We start from the raw sequence: 20,090 nt of genomic DNA, 5'->3' as shown, positions 1-20,090 counted from the left end.
TCGTTTAAGAATGCCGCCTGGAGTCGCCGGAGGCAGGTGATGCTGCAGGCGAGTTCGAGGAGACCCTGGATCGGAGGCGCGGTCCAGCCCAGGAAGACGGTCTTCGTCGGAGGTACGCCTGTGGGGCTTCGATTGTGTGTGGAGTGGCTGTTGGGGCTGCGGCAGGGGCCGCCGCCTACTCAGCAATGCACGCTGGTAGGCGAAGCTGGAGTTGGCGCCGTTTTGGGTACTCGGCGGCGAAGCCCGCGGCGGCGGCGAAGTGAGTGAATTCGCGGGCCCGGTCATGGTGTCCCGCCGGTCCGGCAGGGGCACTTGCTGGCCCGGCCGTCCTCTCCAGTGACCCAGCCGTAGTCACAGCTCCCGCAGTACGTCACCGGTCCGGCAGGCGCTGCAGGGGCCGCGGGTGGTGACCAGTGTTCCAAGTGCCGTTCCAGGTCCAGCCACGCCGGTTCCCGGGCCATGTCGACGGCCGCCTGCGCCAGGAGCTCCTCTGCCGTTCCGGCGGCCGCCAGCGCCGCGGCTGCCCTGGCCACCCGCTTGTGCCCCAGCACCGGAACCGGATGCCCCCTGCGGCGCCGGGCCTCCGCCCACGCCTCGGCCACGCGATACCCAGCTGCCCGGGGGTTCACCAGAACGGGACCTGCTGCCGGCCTACCGGCCCGCTGGCTTGTGCCCTCCACTTAGCGGGCCGGTGAGGTCGGCATGGCTACCGCCGAGAGTTCACGCCTTCCTGGCAGGCTCGCGGTCTCTCTCGGGCACCGCCGCTGCGGTGCCATCCGATGAGAGAGAGAAGTCCCTCCCGTCTTGTACATGAAGTCTTAGTTCTTTAATCGACGGGCCGCCGACCGTCGGCTCACCGACCGTCGGAAACCCGTCACTCGGTTCTCCCTTCCAACGGCTGACCCGTCCCCTCCATGACCTCCCGGCGACTGCGCCGTGGCGCTGCGAGGGTCGAGCCACACTGGCTCCACCCGCACCGCCCGCGCATCCGGCACTTCGGCGAGCAGCCCATCGACGTCATCGCGGGTGAAGGGCAGATCAGCCACGGAGAACTCGGTGCGCCACGTTCCACTGGCCGCCTGGATCTTCAGCTTGACGATGTAGCCGCAGGCCACCAGGTTCCGCATCGCCTTGGTCAACGCCTCACGTCCAGGCCTGCGCTTACCCGCCAGCGAAGCGACAGTGAAGTCCGCACCGTCCGGGCAGCGCAGTGCCACCGCAGGCAGCCCGACGTCCAAGACGCTCAACCGCATATCGTCGACGGCCCTGTTGTCCAGCGCCACGAACCGCGGCGGCCGGCTACGCAGCTTCCTCATCGGCGCCTACAAATCCATCCAGGAACGCCGCTCACGGTCGCCCGCGAGCGGCGTCCAGACCGGGCCGGACGCCCCGAACTGTTCGAGGTCCTCCAGAACCGCCGCACCCAGCTGCACATGCCCAGCGAGCTGGGTCACCAGCGGGTGCCCCGCGACCATTGCCCGCAGGTCACCGATCCGCCGCTGCAACGCATCCGGCCCGGCGCCGGTGAGGACGAACAGCACCCGGGGGAAGCGCGGGTAGAACCGCTGCCAGGCCAGCATCGCGTCCTGGTCGGCGACGGTGCCCCGCCGCCCGGGAGGCTGCGGCACGTACTCGTGGAACCGCGCGTACGAGATCAGCTTCCTCGCGAGGCGCTCGCTGCTCATGGTGGCGCGGTCGACCTCGACGAACGCCCGGTACTGCAGGCGCTGCGGCCTCGTCGCCGCGTAGTGCAGGACCGCGTCAGCGATCAGGCGATCCTCACCACCGGTGTCCGGCAGCCGGTGAGCGACCTCTGGCACCCAGTCCAGCGGCCCGTACTCATCCCCGCGGGTCCGGGCATCGGTGAGGAACGCCAAGTGCGTGCGCAGCACCGTGAGGGTGTGCGAAGCCCGCAGCGAGGCTTCCACTGAGCTGCCCGGGGCGAAGGCGGGCTGCCCGCGCAGCTCGGCCCACCCGGCGACGGCCCGGGCGCCTTGAGCGGTCAGGAACCAGACCCGCATCCGGCTGCCGACCATCGCGTAGGAGACCAGTTCGGCCTCGCGGAGCATGTTCAGGGCGCGGCTGGTGAACTACCGGGTGGCGTTGGGGGCGACCAGTTGCTGCAGGTGGGGGGTGGTGGCCAGCCGGTGCTGAGCGAGAAGGGCCAGGGCACGATGTGCCGCCGAGTCGTCGGTGGCGGGCTGCGAACCCCTCTCACCGTCTGAGTCGGTGAGCATGTCCTGGGCGGTGGCGTCGGTGATGTTTATTGGTACTGCTTCTCCTCATCGGTGACATCAGCAGCGGACTGTGAGGACTGCTGGGGCTTGGCTGTGGCCGACGGCTGGCCGGCGCTCTTGCCGGTCGGCTGGCCGGTGAGGAAGGCCAGGACGTCGATCTCGTGGGTGGAGGCCACGGCGGTGAGTTCCGACAACGGCTTGGCGTCGGTGTTGTCGTGGGCGGCACGGAGCAGTGAGCCGCGCTTGCCGGGCCGGTACATGTCCCGGAACACGTCGTTGAGCTCCGGGCCCCGGATCCACAGCGGCCCGACGCGCTTGCCGCCGACGGTGAAGGACGCGAAGTGCTGGTAGCGGCCGAGCTCGGCGGCATCACCGGGACTGACCTGCTCACCCCACTCATCGGTGATGTACCGGACGGCCTCGACCGATCCGGCGGTGGTCGACAGCGACGACGCGTTCTGCAGCAGCGCGGTCCGCACGTCCGGGCTGATGCGGTGCAGCAGCTGCGTCATGCCGTGCATCCGCACACCGAACTTGCGGAGCTGCTCGGTGATCTCAGCCAGCGAACTCGAGGCGGCCCCGTCAAGGGAGATCAGCTCGTCCAGATACAGCCGGAACGCCTTGCGGTCCCGCTCCGGGACATCGCGGCGGGACAACCCAGCACGGAGCATGTCGCGGACGATCATGGAGGTCAGCAAGCGGTCGGTGGGGCCGGTGCCGGCCGGGCAGATCCACACGACCTTCGAGCGGTCCATGGCGTGCCGCATGTCGTAGCTACCGACCGGGGAACCGAGGAAAGCCTTGATGACCGGGGACGCGGCGAGACGGTCGATCGGGTTGAGGACGGTCGGCAGGGCATCGACGGGGATCGCCGGGAACGAGGTGGCCCACCACCGCTGCGCCTCCTTGTCGAGCCGGTTGACGACAAAGGTTCGGAACATCTTGCCCGTGAGCAGGGCACGGAGCTGGAAGACCGTGGCCTGGCAGTCCGCCTTCCCGGCCGCCACCGCCTGCACGTTGACAGCGACCAGCGCCTCCACGGCCTTGGTCAGGATCGTGATAGCGCGGGGCGCGTTGGCGTCCCCCACCCGAGCGAGGTCGCGAACGCGTCGACGACCGCGGCCGTCACCTCGTGCGGCGCTGCACCCGAGGTCATGCTGAGCGGGTTCCAGCACGCGAGGCGGTCGGTGGGCTTGCGGACGGTCAGCTCGAACAGCCACGCCCGGTTCATGATGCCCTTGTGGAGCGTTTGGGCCTGGTTCGGCGCGGCGACGGCTTTGCCGATGGTCTTCCTCACTGGAGTCCAGTCAGTGTCGTCCCAGTACGCCGTCAGCGCGGCGCTGTGCGGGTTCACCGAAAGTCCACACTGCACCGGATGGCGCGCGGTCTGGAGCCGTGGGTGGTGATCGGTGCTCAAGTGCCATTCTGTGCTGCGAAGGTGGCAAGTTGACCACTGCGTGCCATCGCATGGGGGGCGGTGGGCGACGACCTCTCCGGATTGGGCGGACTCTTGCGTCGGACCGGTGAGTGAAGCCCGTAGGGTCGAGGTACATGATCTTCTTCTTTGATTTACCTGTAATTCAGCTTGTATGCGCTGTCCATTTCCTGCCACTTTTCCCTAATCGGACTTGCTCTCCGACTGGCCTCTGTGCAGGTCAATCTGACGGTTGACCAGCTGTATATGCCAAGAGCAGGATCCGAGCTCTGTAAAGGTTTTGTGAGTTCGGGGTGGGGCTATGGGGTGGGGTATGTCGCGTCGCGGTGCTGGCGCGCGTTGGTCGCGGGGGAGACGTCTGGTGGCAGCCATGACTGCCGCGACGGCATTGAGCGCTGTACTGCCGGTCGTCGGCGTCGGCACCGCGATGGCGCATGCGGCTCCTGCCGCGACAGTCGCGAAGACGCCCTCGGAGGAAGCTGCGGCCACCGGTGAGCCGGTGGAGGCTACGGCGTTGCGTACGGAGTACTCGACGACGACGGCAAATCCCGATGGCACCTTCACGCTTGAGCAGTCGGCGTCACCGTTGCGCGCGAAGGCCCCGGATGGGTCGTGGCGCGATCTTGATCCGACGTTGGAGCGCCGGTCCGACGGCAGCGTTGGTCCGAAGAGTGCGGTGGTGGACCTGTCCTTCTCTGGTGGCGGCGACGGTCGTGACCTGATCCGGGTCGGCAAGGATGGCCGCTCGGTGACACTGGGGTTGGCGACAACGTTGTCCTCGCCGGTGCTGGACGGGGCCGCGGCGACCTATGGCGAGGTGTATCCCGGGGTCGATCTTCAGCTGACAGCGACAGCTGAGGGTTATCGGCAGGTGTTTGTGGTGAAGACCGCGCAGGCGGCCGCCAACCCCGAGCTCGAGCACATCGCGCTGACCGTCACAGGTACGCGGCTGGACGTGGTTCCGGGCGTCGGTGGAGGTCTGCGGGCGATCGACGACAACGGCAACGCGGTCCTGCGTGGCCCGGCCGGGCAGATGTGGGACTCCGCTGGCGACGCGGCCCAGGCACGGCCCGCGGCCCGGGCGGCGGCGGGGGCGGTCGGCGACCCGGTGACCGAGCCGGGGGACGGCGATGCCAGCACCGTTCTGCCGGTCGCGGTGGAGAACGGCACGGTCAGCGTCAAGCCGGATCTGGACGTGCTCCGCGGTGAGGACACGGTCTACCCGGTCTACATCGACCCGCCGATCGACTTGAGCGTCAACACCGAGCGCACGGTGCTGTCGTCTGATGGGGACAGCTTCTGGCAGTTCAAGGACGACCTGGGCGTCGGACGCTGCAGCGTGGAGGGCCCCTACTACTGCGGCACCAACTACACCAACCGCATGTACTTCGAGTACGGCGCAGGTGGTTTGAACGGTAAGGAAGTTCTGGGCGCCACGTTCCGTGCCTACGAGACGTGGTCGTTCTCCTGCACCAAGCATGTGATCAACCTGGAGCGCACCAACAATATCTCCGAGGGCACCAAGTGGCCCGGCCCGTCCAAGCTGGAACACATCGGTGGCGTGAACGTTGCCGCCGGCCGAGGTGACCGGTGCAGCCCGGCGCAGCCGGCCACATGGGTGGAGTTCGCGAACAGTTCTTTGACGTCGATGGTCCGCAAGCTCGCCGATGGCTCGATGTCCCGGCTAACGCTGATGCTGCAGGCCGATGACGAGGGCGACCCGGATGCCTGGAAGCGGTTCGATGACAATGCAGCCCTCCAGGTCACCTATGTGCCCAAGCCGGGTGTTCCCGACCTGGCGGGCGTCATTCCTGGTACCGGCAATACGCAGTACTGCAACACCGATTCCAAGTCTCCGCTGACGGTGACCGCGGAGGCCCCGACCGTGCAGGCACGGGCTCAGCTGCAGGTGAATCCTGCCTCCGGGGAGGACAAGGGCTCCCTGAAGGCGGAGTTCCGGCTGGCGCGCCTGAACGCGGCGGGGACCGGATGGGACGAGGTGTGGACCGGCCAGCAGCCGGCATCGGGCTGGCACCCGGACGGCACACTGGAAAAGACGACTCTCCCCAAGCTCGTGGACGGGGCGTCCTATCGGTACCGGGCGCGAACGCAGTCGCACTGGTCTTCGGGGGGTGACTCCGGCGACCTGTACTCGACGTTCTCCTCGTGGTGCTACTTCAAGCTGGACTCCAGCGCGCCGAAGCCGCCGGACGTGACTGCTGACGGCTTGCCGTACGTGGCCTGCGACGATGTCACCGCCACCTGTGAGGCCAAGGGTGGGCCGGGTCAGGTGGGGGTGTTCACCTTCAAGCCGGGCGAGGGCGACAGTGACATCATCAAGTACCAGTGGCGGCTGACGTCGAGCGGTGCTTCGACGAACGTCGACGGATCAACGCCGACTCCGTGCGTGAATCCGCCGGTGGGGACGCAGGACCCGGCTGTCGCGCTGAAGGTGTGTATTACGCCTCCGTTCGCGGGTCTTCAGGTGCTTACGGTGTCCGCGATCGATGTGCGCAACCGGCCAGGCCCGCCGACGGAAGTGAAGTTCAAGATTGCTCCGGCCGCGGGCGCGGTGGGCCGCTGGCACTTCGACGATGGCCTGCCCGGTGATTTCGAGGAGGATCGCGTGACGGTGGCCAAGGACTCGGCCACCGAGGGCACCACGCGGAGCAACGCGACCCTCTACACCACGGGTGCCGGCTGGGGCGGCCTCGGACGGCGCGGCGATGCGGACTACTCGCTGTGGCTGAACGACCCGTCTGATGGTGATCCCGCGAGGCAGTCCGGGTATGCGGCGACATCGACGACGACGGTGAACACCGCGGACTCCTTCACCGTCTCGGCGTGGGCGTACCTGGTCGACGACAGCAAGAACCAGACCGTGATGTCCGAAAACGGGACGAACGGCATAGCATTCGCCCTGTACTACTCGACCGGTGCGAAGAAGTGGATCTTCAGCCGCTCAGACCAGGACGTGACCAACAGGATCTACATCGTGTCGCAGTCGGACGCGGCGAATCCGCCGCTGCGCGTGTGGACCCACCTGACAGGGGTGTTCGACACCAAGGGCGACACGAACAGCGCCAATGACACGATCCAGCTGTTCGTCAACGGCCGCCCGCAGGGCCAGCCCGTAGTCCTGAAGAGCGTCGCACCGGGGTACACCCCGTGGGCTGCGACCAGTGGCCTGCAGTTCGGGCGGTTCTACGGCGGAGGCCCGTACACGTACTACTTCAAGGGACGTGTGGATGAGGCCGCGGTGTGGCAGCGGCCCTTGGGCGAGGACGAGATCCGACAGGAGGACCAGCTCCTCACGGACGAGGGCGTGCCCTCGACCGAGATGGTCGCTGACTGGGACGCCACCACAGCCACAGGTACCGCCGTCCACGAACTGAGTCAGTACCCGGTAGGGGCGCTGAGCCTGGCATCGGGAGCGACGCTCTCCGAGGACAACTACCTGTCGCTGAACGGCACGACGGCATACGCCTCAACCACCGGTCCGGTAGTGGATGAGACCGGCTCGTTCACCGTGACGGCGAAGGCGATGCTGGACAGCAACGCCTTGGCGGGCAAGCCCGCTGGATACCGGGCTTATGTGGTGAGCCAGCAGATCGGTGGCAAGGAAGCCTCATGGTCGTTGTGGGCAGAGAAGGGCAGTAACGGAACGTTCCTGTGGAGGTTCGGGCGCACCGCGGTCAATGCCTCAGGGGCCGCCACGTCCACAGCTGCCGTGACTTCGCTGGAGCCCGCAGCCCTCGATCAGATGGAGCAGATTACCGGCGTGTTCGACGCGCAGGAGCAGACCGCGGACGGGGTCGGCCACGGCAGCCTACACCTGTATGTGAAGGGTCCTCTGGAAGAGCCCAGAACGGGCCAGCCAGACTTCCCGCAGGCCGCCCAGGGCACCGGTGAGCTCGCTGCGGGGCGCGGTATCAAGGCCGGTGTGACGGACTATCTGGCCGGCGGTTTGGCCGAGGTCCGGGTGTGGGTCGGTGCGATGACGGCGAACCAGGTCAACGATGTGATCCTGCACCCGCAGCCCACCGTATAGCGCGATTTTTCCGGGGGCGCCCACCGGGTGTGGGCGCCCCCATCTTCAGCACGTTCGTCAGAACTTTGGGGCCCAGCCGATACGGGGCGGGGCGTGGTGAGACGTGCGGCCGGCAGGCCGCGGGCGGGGTGGTGTGACGATGCGACAGTTCAAGGTGGCAGTGACGTCCCGGGGTGGTTTCACCAGACGTGGCAAGAGACGATGGACCGGGAGGATCGCCGTCGTGGCCGGGTTCGCCCTGCTGCCGGGCTTGCTCGCGGCACCTGGTATCGCCGCGACTCCGGGCCCGGTGGGGCGCCCGGAGCTACCGGCTCCCCACGTGACGGACGTCGTCCCCCATAAGCACCGGGACACCAAGACAGACCGGCAGGTGGCGGCTGCTGAGAAGGCCGACCGGGCCGACGCCGCCCGGGCACGCGCGGACCAGAACCGCACCGTGACCTGGCCCAAGGCCGGCACCGCCCGCCTGGCACCTGGCGACGGAGTACACGCCTCTGCAACACCGGGCCATCTGCCGCTGCGTGTCGCGGCACCGCACGCGACCGCACAACGTGCCAAGGCACCTGCGGCTTCCGCGGTGACTGTCGACGTCCGTGACCAGACCACCGCGCAGAAGGCCGGCGTCAAGGGCGTCGTGCTGACCGCGACGGGCCCGGCCGAAGGCGGCGCCACCGAGCTGACAGTCGGCTACTCCAGCTTCGCCTCCGCCTACGGCGGCGACTGGGCCGGACGTCTGCGCCTGGTGCAGTTGCCAGCGTGTGCGCTGACAACTCCTGAGAAGGCCGCGTGCCGTACCCAGAAGGTGCTGCATTCGGCCAACGACCGCAATGCCGAGTCGGTGACAGCGCAGCTGTCCCTTCCCGCGGCCGCTACGGCTGACGCGTCTGCTGGCGCGCAGGTGGTGCTCGCCCTGACGGCTGGCACGCAGTCGAGCACGGGCGACTACAAGGCCACCCCGCTGTCGTCCTCGTCCACGTGGAACGCCGGGGGCAGCTCGGGGTCGTTCACCTGGTCCTACCCGCTGCGGGTTCCGCCCGCTGCGGCCGGACCCGCCCCGGACCTGTCGATCTCCTACGACTCCGGCAGCATCGACGGCCGCACCGGCAACACCAACAACCAGGGCACGTGGATCGGTGAAGGCTTCGACCTCACCTCCTCCTACATCGAGCGCAAGTACGCCAGCTGTGACGACGACGGCGAGACCGGCAAGTACGACCTGTGCTGGAAGTACGACAACGCCTCCCTGGTGCTGAACGGCAAGGCCACCGAGCTCGTCAAGAACGACTCCAACGGCATCTGGCACCTGAAGGACGATGACGCCTCCCAGGTGATCCACAACACCGGTGCCGACAACGGCGACGACGACGGCGAGTACTGGGTAGTCGTCACCGGTGATGGCACGAAGTACGTCTTCGGCAAGAACAAGCTCCCCGGTGCCGGAGCCGCCGACAGCACCAACTCGGCTTGGACCGTTCCGGTCTTCGGAAACAACAGCGGCGAGCCGGGGTACTCCAGCGGGACCAGCTTTTCCGGTCGTGACAAGAAGCAGGCTTGGCGGTGGAACCTGGACTACGTCGTGGACACCCACGACAGGGCCATGACCTACTGGTACGCGGCCGAAACGAACTTCTATGCCAAGAACGGCGTCGATAACCCCGGCACTGAGTACGTTCGCGGCGGTTACCTGAAGGAGATCCGCTACGGCCAGCGCGCCGGCACCATGTTCTCCGGCACCCCGGCCTACTCCGACAAGGTCGTCTTCACCGTCGACGAGCGCTGCGAATCCGGCTGCGACACCCTGGATGAAAGCCACCGCGACAACTGGCCCGACGTGCCGTTCGACGCGATCTGCAAGGACGGCGACGCCTGCACCGGCAACGCCAGCCCGGCTTTCTTCACCCGCAAGAAGCTGACCGGCATTACGACCTCCTTCTGGGACACCTCCCTCGCCACCGACGCCTACTCGCAGGCCGACAGTTGGAGCCTGAAGCAGGAATACCTTGACCCCGGTGACACCAGCGACAGCTCCGACCAGAGCCTGTGGCTGGACGAAATCAAGCACACCGGCAAGCGCGGCACCGACCTGTCCCTGCCGCCGGTGACGTTCACCCACACCTGGCTGACCAACAGGGTCGACGGCGTCGACGGAAAGCTGCCGCTGTACAAGCCGCGCCTGAAGAGCATCACCTCCGAATCGCGCGCGAAGACCGTCGTCAGCTACGCCGACCAGGACTGCGTCGCCGGGCAGACGATGCCCAAGCCCGACAGCAACACCCGCCGCTGCTACCCCGTTTATTGGGCGCCCGCAGGCGGCGACCCGGAGCTGGACTGGTTCCACAAGTACCCGGTCACCGCAGTCAGCACCACCGACACCACCGGTGGCGGCGTGAGTGTTGCCCACACCTACAGCTATTCCGGTGGCGGGGCCTGGCACTACAACGACGACCCGATGACGCCGGAGAAGGAGCGCACCTGGTCGCTGTGGCGGGGCTATGAGAAGGTCACCCACCTCACCGGTGACCCGGGCGGCGCCCAGTCCAAGGACGTCACCGTCTACCTGCGCGGCATGGACGGCGACCGCGTCCTCGACGCGGACGGAAAGCTGGACCCCACCAAGCGCAAGACCGTCACGGTAACCGGCATCAAGGCCGCGGAGATCACCGACAGCGACCAGTACGCGGGCTTCGTCCGCGAGTCCGTCGCCTATGACGGCTCCAGCGAAGTCTCCGGCACCATCAACGACCCCTGGTCCCAGCGCACGGCCACCCAGCACAAGTCCTACGCCGACACCGAGGCGTACTTCGTGCGGACCGGCGCCAGCCACGCCCGCACCAATATCACCAGCGGCGTCACCCCCTACGACCGGGTCCGCACCACCGTCACCACCTACGACAACCTCGGCATGCCCATCAAGGTCGAGGACAAGGGCGACGACTCCAAGACCGGCGACGAGAAGTGCACCCGCACCTGGTACGCCCGCAACACCAGCGGCATCACCGCCCTGGTCTCCCGCACCCGCGTGGTGGCGCGCAACTGCGGCATCGACGAGGTGGACCTGAACCTGCCGGCCGACTCCACCGCCGCCGGTGACGTCATCTCCGACACCGCCATTGCTTACGACACCACCACCTGGTCCGAGACCCAGACCCCCACCAGGGGCAATCCCCAGTGGACCGGCCGGGCCAATGGCTACACCACCGCCGACGCCCCGACCTGGCAGAAGGTGGCCACGACCACCTTTGACGACCTCGGCCGCCCGAAGGTGGTCAAGGACACCAACGACCAGACCGTCTCCACCACCAGCTACCTGCCCGTGGAAGTGGGCCCGCTGACGTCATCGACGACCGCCGACGCCAACACGTTCGCCACCACGACCACGGTGGACCCGGCATGGGGATTGCCGCTGACGGTCACGGACGCCAACACCAAGGTCACCGAGAACGAGTACGACGCGCTCGGCCGCGTCAGCAAGGTCTGGCTGCCGAACCTCCTGCGGAGCCTGGACAAGCCGCCCACCTACGTATACGCCTACCACCTGGCCACCAGCGACACCGACGACTCGTGGGTCTCCACCGGCAATATCAAGGCCGACGGCGGCGGCTACAACACCACCTACGAGATCTACGACGCACTGCTGCGCTCTAGGCAGGTGCAATCCCCGTCCCCGGTCGGCGGACTGCTCGTCGCCGAGACCCTCTACGACACCCGCGGACTGGCGGTGTACGCCGGCTCGGACATCTACGACAACGCCGCCGCCCCGTCCGGCAGCCTGGTCGAGATTGATGCCGGGCAGGCCCCCGTCTCCACCCAGACCACCTACGACGGCGGCGGCCGCGCCACCAAGGTGGTCACGAAGACCTCCACCACCACCCGCTGGACCAGCACGACCACCTACGCCGGTGACACCGTCACCACCACGCCCCCCGTTGGGGACACCGTGACCCCGGGCGACGGCCAGGCTGTCGCTACCGTCACCAACGCTCTCGGTCAGACCACCGAACGCCGCGAGTACGACGCCCCGAAGCCCGCCGGGGCGCACTACATCACCACCGGCTTCACCTACTTCCCCGGCGGTCAGCAAAAGACCGTCACCGGCCCGGACGCCACATGGTCGTACACCTACGACCTGTTCGGCCGCCAAGTCACCGCCACCGACCCCGACAAGGGCAAGTCCACCACCGACTACAACGAACTCGACCAGGTCGCTTCCACCAAGGACGCCGCGAACCGCGTCCTGCTGTACGAGTACGACAAGGTCGGCCGCCAGCGGAAAATGTGGAGCGGCACCAAAACCGATGCGAACCTGCTTGCCGCCTGGGACTACGACACCCTCGCCAAGGGCCAGCAGGACTCCGCCACCCGGTATGAGGGAGGCCTGAACGGCAAGGCCTACACCAAGAAGGTCACCACCTACGACAGCCTCTATCGGGCCACCGCCACCCAGCTCTCCCTGCCCGCCAATGACCCGCTGTTCGCCGCGGGAGTCCCGAGCACGCTGGCCTTCGGCACCTACTACAACCTCGACGGCACCATCCAGGGCACCACGGAACCCGCCGTCGCCGGCCTTGCGTCCGAGGTCATCTCCAACACCTACAACGCCCTCGGTCTGCAGCTGACATCCAAGGGCACCAGCGGCTACCTGCAGCGCGCCGCCTACACCCCCCTCGGGGACCTGCAGCAGCTCACTCTCGCCAAGTCCCCCGCTGACAACCAGCTCTACGTCACCAACTCCTATGAGCCCGGCACCCGCCGTCTCATCGAGTCCCTGGTCACCGACGACATTCACGCGTACTACTTGCAGGACCTCCACTACAAGCAAGACGACGCCGGCAACGTCACCTCCATCTTCGACACCACCGACCTCGGCGGCATCAGCAAAACCGACAACCAGTGCTTCACCTACGACGGCTACCGCCGCCTGACCGAATCCTGGACCCCCGCCACCGCAGACTGCGCCACCACCGGCCGCACCACCGCCAACCTCGGCGGCGCAGCCCCCTACTGGTCCAGCTATCAGTACAACGACGCCGGACTGCGCACCAAAGAGACCAGCCACGCCACCGCCGGTAACACCACCGGCGACTACACCTACAGCCCCACCAAGCCCCACCAACTGACGTCGACCAAAACCACCAAGCCCGACAACACGTCCAGCACCCAGACCTACCTTTACGACACCACCGGCAACACCACGCTCCGCCCCGCAAGCCAAACCCTGGACTGGAACACCGAAGGCAAGCTGTCCCGCACCACCACCGAAGCAGGACAGATCACCGGCCTGTCCGGTAAGTGCCTCGCCATCCAGGGAGGCGCCACCACCGACGGCACCCCCGTCGAGATCACCACCTGCAACACCAGCGACGCCCAGAAGTGGCGCTTGAAGAGCGACGGCACCTTCCAGGCCCTCGGTATCTGCGCCACCCCCACCGGTACCGCCTCCGGTGCCGCCGTACAGATCAAGGCCTGCAGCGCCGGCAACGCCGCCCAGCAGTGGACGCAGCGCGACGACGGCAGCCTGTACAACCCCAACTCCGGCATGTGCCTCGCCGTCCCCGGCGCCGACGCCACCGACGGCAAGGACCTGCAACTCGCCACCTGCAACGTCACCGCGGCCCAGACCTGGACCATCACCAAGCAGACCAAGTACCTCTACGACGCCGACGGCCAACTCCTTATCCGTCGCGCCGCCGCCGACGGTGAAACCGTCCTCTACCTCGGCGCAACGGAAGTCCACCTCAAGACCTCCGGCACCACCAAGACTCTGACCGGCAACCGCTACTACACCGCCGCTGGCCAGACCATCGCCGTCCGTACCGTCAGCGGCGGCACGAACAAGGTCACCTTCCTCGCTGGCGACAACCACGGCACCTCCAGCATCGCTTTCGAAGCCGGCGCCTCCACCTTCACCAAGCGCTACACCACCCCCTTCGGCACCTCCCGCGGCACCAAACCCACGACCTGGCCCGACGACAAGGCCTTCCTCGGAGCCCCCGCCGACTCCACCACGGCTCTCACCCACATCGGCGCCCGCGAATACGACCCCACTATCGGCCGCTTCCTCAGCATCGACCCCGTCCTCGAGACCGATAAGCCCCAGACCCTCAACGGCTACACCTACAGCGCGAGCAACCCGGTCACTTTCTCCGACCCCACCGGTACGGTCCTTGACGACGGCTCCGGCGGCCACGGCAGCACCCACTACCAGGGTGCCAGCTGGGGTGAATGCCCGAAGGGGAGCAGCTGCGCCAAGGGCGGCAAAGCCGGCACCGCGCCCACCAGCAGTGACGGAAACACCGGCAGCGGCAGTGGACAGCCTGGGTTGGACATCGAGACGGTCATCAAGACCACGGATATGGGTGACCCCTATTACGGTCCGCAGCCGCAGGTAAACTGGTTCTACAGGGTACTCGGCGAAATCCTTTCCGGCCCCACTTGTAATCCCGGATATCCATGCGACGTGAGTCCCTATAGTGTCGCCGTAGTCCCCATTCCTGAGGGGCCGGCTGGTGCTCGGTTGCCTGGATTTGGACGTTATCTCTCCAATATGCGTAATGTGCGCTGGCCGGCGGGAGAGGATGTTCCGGGAAATGCACGCGGAGCCCAACTCAGGTTCCCGCACCTCAGACACTTCCTTGCCGGTGTGGCCCACAGCGGGCCCAAGAAGGAAAATAGTGTTGTACTGCGTGGCCATGAAAAGCTTGTAGAAATAGATATCTGGATGATCGCGGAGGGTAAGGCTGAGCTATTGGATTCGGGCAACTCTTACAGCGTGAATGGTCGAGTTTATCGCGTCGAAGGTGAGGGTACCGTCTATCCTGTGCGCGGCAATGGGATCGAGCCGATGACCCCCAATGAATACGCCGCTCTTGTGCAGATCGCAAAAGCTAAGGGAGATCTGAATAATGCCACGCAGCTTACCAGAAATCCTAGATTTTACAATAATCCTGAAGCTGTCAAAAAGGCTGCGGAGATTTTCGGTGGTACGTTTCAACAATGATCTATGACCTTATGACCGTCGGTGGGCCTGAGCCTGCACTGATGGCCGTCGCTATAGCGGCAGTCGTCGGAGTGGCGGTGGACGACGTTGACCTCGGGCATGTCGATGCCGATCCCGACGGGCGAGCTTGGGATTCCCTGGTCGTTTGTACCTATGGACAGCGGTCGGGAGACGTAACTTGGGCACTGGAAATATATGTCCGAGACGAGGTGCGTGATCAGCCGTCGGAACGAGATTTCTCCCAGAAGCTCGCATTCGAGCTGAGGACGGCCATTCTGTTTTCTGCCGAAGGGGTGCGTCCGAGTGCATATTGGGTGGCCACCCCAGAGGGTGTGACGGCGCGTGTTCGGCTCTATGAGTCTCATGATGATCCATCACGACATTTTATCGACTTGGTGGAGGCATCTATCCCTGAGCTGCCCCACGTGTCAGTGGCACGGATTCCAGAAGCCGTATCTGACCTCGTCGTCGAAACTCCCGTTACGGACACTTTCAAGGAATGTCTGGCCAGTCTGCGCGGACCGCGTAGACCCATCGAGCTGGGAACTCCCGAATTCCGTGTCAGTGATGCAATGGGGGCTTGGGAGATGATGATCAGGATGATGTCCGACGATTGGCGGCCGGCTGGCTGGTATCCTGAAGGGCTTTACCGGCAACGCCTTGAGGCACGTGATGAGATCGGCCGATCTGCGCTAGAGCTCCCCGAGGAAGCTAGGGAACTCGTAGGCCAGTCGTTGCAGGCTCTTGACGATGCCTTCAGGCGGCTGACTGTGGAGGATGTCGAATGCGTGGTCATTCGTACGCTAAAGGGTCAATGCGCAGTGGGGGAAAACCTTGGATGGTGGTGGAGTAGGAGACCGGAACCGCTGCCTTGGCTTTGACGTGTTCTGACCGCTAGTGTTCTGCGTCGTTGATTCGGTTCAGATATTCGGCAAGGCGTTCGAAGATTTCGTCTGTGGTTTTCGTTCAGACGAAGGACTTCGGATCGCCGTTCCAGGTCTGGATCCAGGCGCGGATGTCCTTCTCCAAGACCTGGATTCTCTTGTGGACGCCTCACCGTATCTGTTGGGTCGTCAGTAGCCCGAACCGCCGCTCGATCTGGTTGAGCCAGGAACTGCTGGTGGGGGTGAAGTACACGTGGAACCGCGGTCGGGCAGCCTGCGTGGGCTGCTTCTGGCGCTCCTGCCTGCCGCGGTCTTCCCCGTGCTTGTGGTGTATGGGACCGGCAGCTTCCGCCTCCTGGCGGTCAGGAGTGCTCTGGCGCTGGCCTAGGCCGTGAGCAGGGCGTCGGAAATCAAGGTCGGTTGCCGCGCCCGCCGATCCGCGTCGCGCCCCGCCCGCGACGAGCGTGTGTGACGGGCGTCTTGTCCGACTGTCCGGCACCGGGTTGGCCGCCGCGTACGGGCATCCCGTGCGGTCAGCCCGGGGTGTCGGGTGTGACGGTGAGCCTTGAGTCGCTGCGGACTATGGCGGCGAGGAACCACCCAACCTCAGTTCTCTATGAGTGGCTGGCGCCAATACCCGCAAGCGCTGAACGGAGTTGCCAGCACGAGGTGGGACGAGGGAGGCGGACCTACGGTCGAACTCGGCGTCCAATGGAGAAGTCAATGTCTCGCTGGAGTTGCCAGGGGTCATTTGGCCAGTGCGCAGGGTGATAACGCGTTTTCAGGACGGGCCTGAGGAAGGCTTGGTAGCTTACGTTGCGTCCATTCGTTGAAATCAGCAGCCGATCGCGGAAGTGCTGTTGCCGACGGTGAGACTCGCGCCTTCACCGAACTGACGGCATAACTGCCTTGGTCAGGCGTAGCCGTCGTAGGTCTTCTTCCATCGCCTACGGTGCGTGCTGTCGCCCTGGCCGGCACCGTTGACGCTGATCAGCGACGTCAACGATGCGCCGTTGTTCCGTAAGCCCAGGTGGTCCCGGTGCACGGCGAGGATGCCGTGCTCGAGTGCGAACGCCTGGGACGGGCGGCTGAACCGCGTCGTGGTCACGAAGATGGCCACCTCGGCCCGGAAGTGCACCCGCGCGCCCAGCAGATCCCGCAGCTCCCGGCTCGCGATTGCGCTGCTCGGCGTGTACCGCTTGCACTGGATCACCATGGTCCGTCCGTCGGGCAGGCGCCCCACCACATCCGCGCCATTGTCGCCGGACCCGCCGACCCTTCGCACCTCGAGGCAGCCGTCTCGACGGCACAGCTGCGCGACCAGGTCCTCAAACTCGGTCCCGGACATCGCGTCCACTTCGGCCAGCGTGCGATGCCCCGCCTTGACCGCGTCCTCCTGCCGCCACATGCGGTCACTGCTGCGCAGCCGCCGGTCGGTCCGCCACAACCGCCACGCCAGCGTCCCGGCGGAGCCGAGAAGCACGGCCGCCAGCGCGTACGGCCAGACCACCGACCACCACGCCACCAGCACGACGAGCAGCACCGACCCGGCCACTGCAGTTGCTGTCTTCTGCGCGTCGCGTCGCTTGCGCGCCGCAGTCCGGAGCCTCTGCCGACCAGGCATCAGTACGTCCCCCTCCCGCCCCTGCCGATGAGTGTGACCGGTCACGATGGAACGTGAAGGGCGCCGTGTGCGAGCAGACGCTGGCACCGGCACCGCTGGCGGTAGCGGGCACTACGCCAGGCCCGGTCACTCCCGGGTAGGCGTCGGCAGTGTGGTGGCTGGCCGCTGCGCGGCACGTCTTCCGCGGCGCACCGGGGACCTGATGGCGCTGGGACTTCGGGGTAGTCCGACAGGTAGCGGCAGGCCCTGGATTGCCATCTCCCGGCGCTGTAGGGCCGCTGACCGCAGACTCAGCAGTTGCCGGGCGCTGGTGTCCTGCGAAGCCGGGATGAAGCCGGGATAGACGTCGATGATGGATGCTGCCGTCTGCCAGTCCCGCTCGCCGGTATCGGGCGGCGGCATGACGAGTGCTGCACCCTCGAAAGCGGACAGCTCGGCGAAGAGGGAGAGGCGCTCGGCGGGAAGCCTTGCCAGCCATCGCTTCATGGCGACGGCCTGACGCGGACGGTCCTGGAACTGCCTGCCCAGCCGCCGCAGTCTCTTGGCGAATTGACGAGCCAGCGGCCGGCTGATGATCCCGGCGATAGCGTGAGCCTGGGCGAGTTCCGCGTTCGTGAGGAATGCGTTGAGGTCGCCGGGTGCCGGTCCGGTTTCGGAGCCCATAGGGCCTCCCTTCGAAGATGCTGATAGTTGACGGGCCCGCGCCGACTTGGCCGGGCGGCGCAGGATCGGTATCGGTGGCAGGTCACGCTCCGTTCGTGCTCAAGCCGTCTGATGGCGTGCCGCGAGTGTTCAGGTCTGCTCGAAGAGCGCGTCGTCGTGCCAAAAGAAGTCGGTGTCGAGCTCTTCGGCCCCGGCTGCGAGTGGCTCCCTATGCAGGTAGGTCGTCTCGCTGGCCGATCCGACGAACTCGCAGGGCTCGGGAACCGCGGCGGCGTGACCGGTGACATCCATGCAAGCCCGGCAGACATCGGCGAGGCGCCAGATGCGACCGCCGCCGCTGCAGCTCAGCAGTATGAAGATCGTTCCATCGCAGCCGCGGTGGCGTGGATGCCAGGGGCAACCGAGCTCGCCGCACTTACAGGTCCGCAGATGGCCGGGAAGCGGCTCGGCGCGGGCGTGCTCGGCCAGATGGTTCACGACGACTTCCCGCGTTGTCGTGGGCCCGGGATCAACCGGGACACGGCCGCACTGCGGGCAAGCCAAGGTCCGTCCGTCAGGGCTGGGCCGGACCTCAAGCGTCCAGGTGCGCCTGACCGTGCGGAAGACCACGTCGTGCCCCATGAAAAGCGGCCCTCCCTGCTTTGCGGTGAGTGGTTTCGTCGGTCTCCCATGAGGTCGGGGGAGTGCCGGTGGCGGCACACGGTAGTGCAGACCTCTGCCCTGTCCGCTGGCGGAAAACTAGGAGTAGTTGCCCTGCTTCTGACCTGGTAGTTCTCAGTTTCACTGGGTGATCTTGACTTGGCGTGGGTGGTTCTGCGGGTGGAGGCGCGTGTGATCTAGCTGGGGTTTCACGCGGTTGTGCAGTTTTGTTGGTAGCGCTCAGTTTGGTTGGTCCGCCTTAGAAGGTGTTGTCTTTCCGAAGGCGGTAGCTGCGTTTCCGCTGGTCAGGCATGATTTCGGTGGCTCGGCGGCAGGGATGACGCGTCGTGTCATTTCTTCGCGTGGGGTGTCAGATGCCGTCGGTGTTGGGGCTGTTGGAGGAGCGGGAGCGTGCTGCCCGTCAAAGGGTGGAGATCCTGCAGGCCGAACTGCAGGACGCCGAGGCCACGTGGTAGCGGTTCGTGACCGCCCGCGAGACGGTCGGCCAGGTCCTGGCGGAACCGCGCGGACGCGAGAATGTGCCCGCTGCCGCGTCCGACGAACGGCCCGTGCCGGTGGCGGGTGCGGTGCCCGGTTCGGTGGTGCCGGCATGGCGGGCAGGCCTCGACCCGGCGGTGCTGGCGCCGGACTACCGGCGGCTCATGGACATCCTGGCCGGCCGGGACGGGGAGGCGATGGACTGCCGGCAGCTCGCCGCGGCGCTTGGGCTCGCGCCGGTGCCGGCGAAGGTCGAGGGCGTGCGGTCGAAAGCCAAGCGCCTGGTCGTGCGGGGCTGGCTGGTCGAAGAGAATCCGGGGATGTTCAGCGTCCCCGCCGGGCGAGCCGGCGGCTCATGACCATGCTCATCGACCAGTGGATCATCGCTTCGGCGCTGTCGGTGCGGGTCTCGTAGTCGCGGGCCGGGCGGCGAGAGCGCATCAGCCACGCGAACGTCCGCTCCACCAGCCACCTTTTGGGCAGCACGGTGAACCCGCGGGTGTGGTCGGTGCGCTTGACCACGGTCAGCGCGATCCGCCAGACAGCGCGGGCGACGTCGACCAGATGCCCGGTGTAACCGCCGTCCGCCCATACGCACGAGATGCGCCAGTGCCGCTCGCGCAGCCGGGCCAGGAGACCGCCAGCGGCCTCACGGTCGGTCACCGAAGCGGCCGTGACCATCACGACCAGTAGCAGTCCGAGGGTGTCCACCACGATATGGCGCTTGCGTCCGTTGACCTTCTTCCCTCCGTCAAAGCCCCTGCTGGCGGCCGGAACCAACGCCGCCCCTTTGACCGACTGCGCGTCGATGATGCCCGCGGTCGGCTCTGGATCGCGGCCCTCGACCTGGCGGACGCGGTCGCGCAGCCGGTCGTGCAGTTCACCAATCAGGTCCCGGTCCCGCCACCGTCGCCAGAACGCGTAGACGCGTTCCCACGCGGGGAAGTCCGCGGGCATCGACCGCCAAGTGATACCGCCCGCGACCAGGTAGCGGACCGCGTCGAGCATCTGCCGATGGCAGTAGCCCTCCGGCTGCCCGCCCCTGCCCTCCATCCACCCCGG

The 20,090-nt window shown here is 66.6% G+C and carries 13 protein-coding genes and 1 pseudogene; 4 read left to right on the top strand and 10 right to left on the bottom strand.

Annotated elements, in window-relative coordinates; all coding sequences use genetic code 11:
• Positions 1-818 precede the first annotated feature (818 nt).
• Genes ACFV3E_RS42415 through ACFV3E_RS42395 form a run of 5 tightly spaced genes read right to left on the bottom strand, consistent with a single transcriptional unit; the run spans position 819 to position 3,654 of the window.
• The gene (locus ACFV3E_RS42415) at positions 819-1,316 is read right to left on the bottom strand and encodes a hypothetical protein (RefSeq protein WP_500541260.1); all 498 of its coding nucleotides are present in this window, start codon (positions 1,314-1,316) and stop codon (positions 819-821) included.
• Positions 1,317-1,322: 6 nt separating this feature from the next.
• Positions 1,323-2,075, bottom strand: a complete 753-nt coding sequence (locus ACFV3E_RS42410) for a replication-relaxation family protein (RefSeq protein WP_500541292.1) — start codon at positions 2,073-2,075, stop codon at positions 1,323-1,325.
• A 15-nt stretch (positions 2,076-2,090) separates the two neighbouring features.
• Positions 2,091-2,237 carry a hypothetical protein gene (locus ACFV3E_RS42405; protein ID WP_500541258.1) on the bottom strand — a complete coding sequence of 49 codons (147 nt, stop codon included), beginning with the start codon at positions 2,235-2,237 and terminating at the stop codon, positions 2,091-2,093.
• A gap of 26 nt (positions 2,238-2,263) precedes the next feature.
• Complete coding sequence (locus ACFV3E_RS42400; RefSeq protein ID WP_500541256.1) at positions 2,264-3,325, bottom strand: type IV secretory system conjugative DNA transfer family protein; 1,062 nt, start codon at positions 3,323-3,325, stop codon at positions 2,264-2,266.
• A complete protein-coding gene (locus tag ACFV3E_RS42395) occupies positions 3,286-3,654 on the bottom strand; it encodes a hypothetical protein (RefSeq protein WP_500541254.1) in 369 nt (122 codons plus the stop codon). The genes ACFV3E_RS42400 and ACFV3E_RS42395 overlap by 40 nt, the downstream gene beginning before the upstream one ends.
• 388 nt (positions 3,655-4,042) lie before the next feature.
• Between ACFV3E_RS42395 and ACFV3E_RS42390 the strand changes: the two genes are divergently transcribed.
• From ACFV3E_RS42390 to ACFV3E_RS42380, 3 genes are all read left to right on the top strand, one after another.
• Positions 4,043-7,723: a laminin G domain-containing protein gene (locus ACFV3E_RS42390; RefSeq protein WP_500541290.1), complete on the top strand. Its 3,681-nt coding sequence runs from the start codon at positions 4,043-4,045 to the stop codon at positions 7,721-7,723.
• A 223-nt stretch (positions 7,724-7,946) separates the two neighbouring features.
• Positions 7,947-14,720 (top strand): ricin-type beta-trefoil lectin domain protein, encoded by a 6,774-nt coding sequence (locus ACFV3E_RS42385; protein ID WP_500541252.1) that lies wholly within the window; start codon positions 7,947-7,949, stop codon positions 14,718-14,720.
• The gene (locus tag ACFV3E_RS42380) at positions 14,717-15,601 is read left to right on the top strand and encodes a hypothetical protein (protein ID WP_500541250.1); all 885 of its coding nucleotides are present in this window, start codon (positions 14,717-14,719) and stop codon (positions 15,599-15,601) included. The genes ACFV3E_RS42385 and ACFV3E_RS42380 overlap by 4 nt, the downstream gene beginning before the upstream one ends.
• Positions 15,602-15,614: 13 nt before the next feature.
• Here ACFV3E_RS42380 and ACFV3E_RS42375 read toward each other — a convergent pair.
• The 4 genes and pseudogenes from ACFV3E_RS42375 to ACFV3E_RS42360 all read right to left on the bottom strand — a co-directional run.
• Positions 15,615-15,875 (bottom strand): annotated as a pseudogene (locus ACFV3E_RS42375) (IS630 family transposase); the annotation flags it as partial.
• A gap of 642 nt (positions 15,876-16,517) precedes the next feature.
• Complete coding sequence (locus tag ACFV3E_RS42370; RefSeq protein ID WP_500541248.1) at positions 16,518-17,147, bottom strand: restriction endonuclease; 630 nt, start codon at positions 17,145-17,147, stop codon at positions 16,518-16,520.
• Between the two features lie 207 nt (positions 17,148-17,354).
• Positions 17,355-17,891, bottom strand: coding sequence for a hypothetical protein (locus tag ACFV3E_RS42365; RefSeq protein ID WP_500541246.1), 537 nt, complete (start codon positions 17,889-17,891; stop codon positions 17,355-17,357).
• A gap of 129 nt (positions 17,892-18,020) precedes the next feature.
• Positions 18,021-18,368 carry a hypothetical protein gene (locus ACFV3E_RS42360; protein WP_500541244.1) on the bottom strand — a complete coding sequence of 116 codons (348 nt, stop codon included), beginning with the start codon at positions 18,366-18,368 and terminating at the stop codon, positions 18,021-18,023.
• 644 nt (positions 18,369-19,012) lie between these two features.
• Here ACFV3E_RS42360 and ACFV3E_RS42355 point away from each other — a divergent pair.
• Positions 19,013-19,387 (top strand): hypothetical protein, encoded by a 375-nt coding sequence (locus tag ACFV3E_RS42355; RefSeq protein WP_500541242.1) that lies wholly within the window; start codon positions 19,013-19,015, stop codon positions 19,385-19,387.
• Here ACFV3E_RS42355 and ACFV3E_RS42350 read toward each other — a convergent pair.
• Positions 19,353-20,090, bottom strand: a 738-nt coding sequence (locus ACFV3E_RS42350; RefSeq protein ID WP_500541240.1) for an IS5 family transposase, incomplete at its 5' end; no start/stop codon positions are given. The two genes, ACFV3E_RS42355 and ACFV3E_RS42350, sit on opposite strands and share 35 nt — an antisense overlap.

This window comes from Streptomyces sp. NPDC059718 (assembly GCF_042733315.1).
In the GTDB taxonomy this organism is placed as follows: Bacteria; Actinomycetota; Actinomycetes; order Streptomycetales; family Streptomycetaceae; genus Actinacidiphila.
Note: the sequence above shows the minus strand (reverse complement) of the source record. Positions and strands in the feature narration are given on the sequence as shown.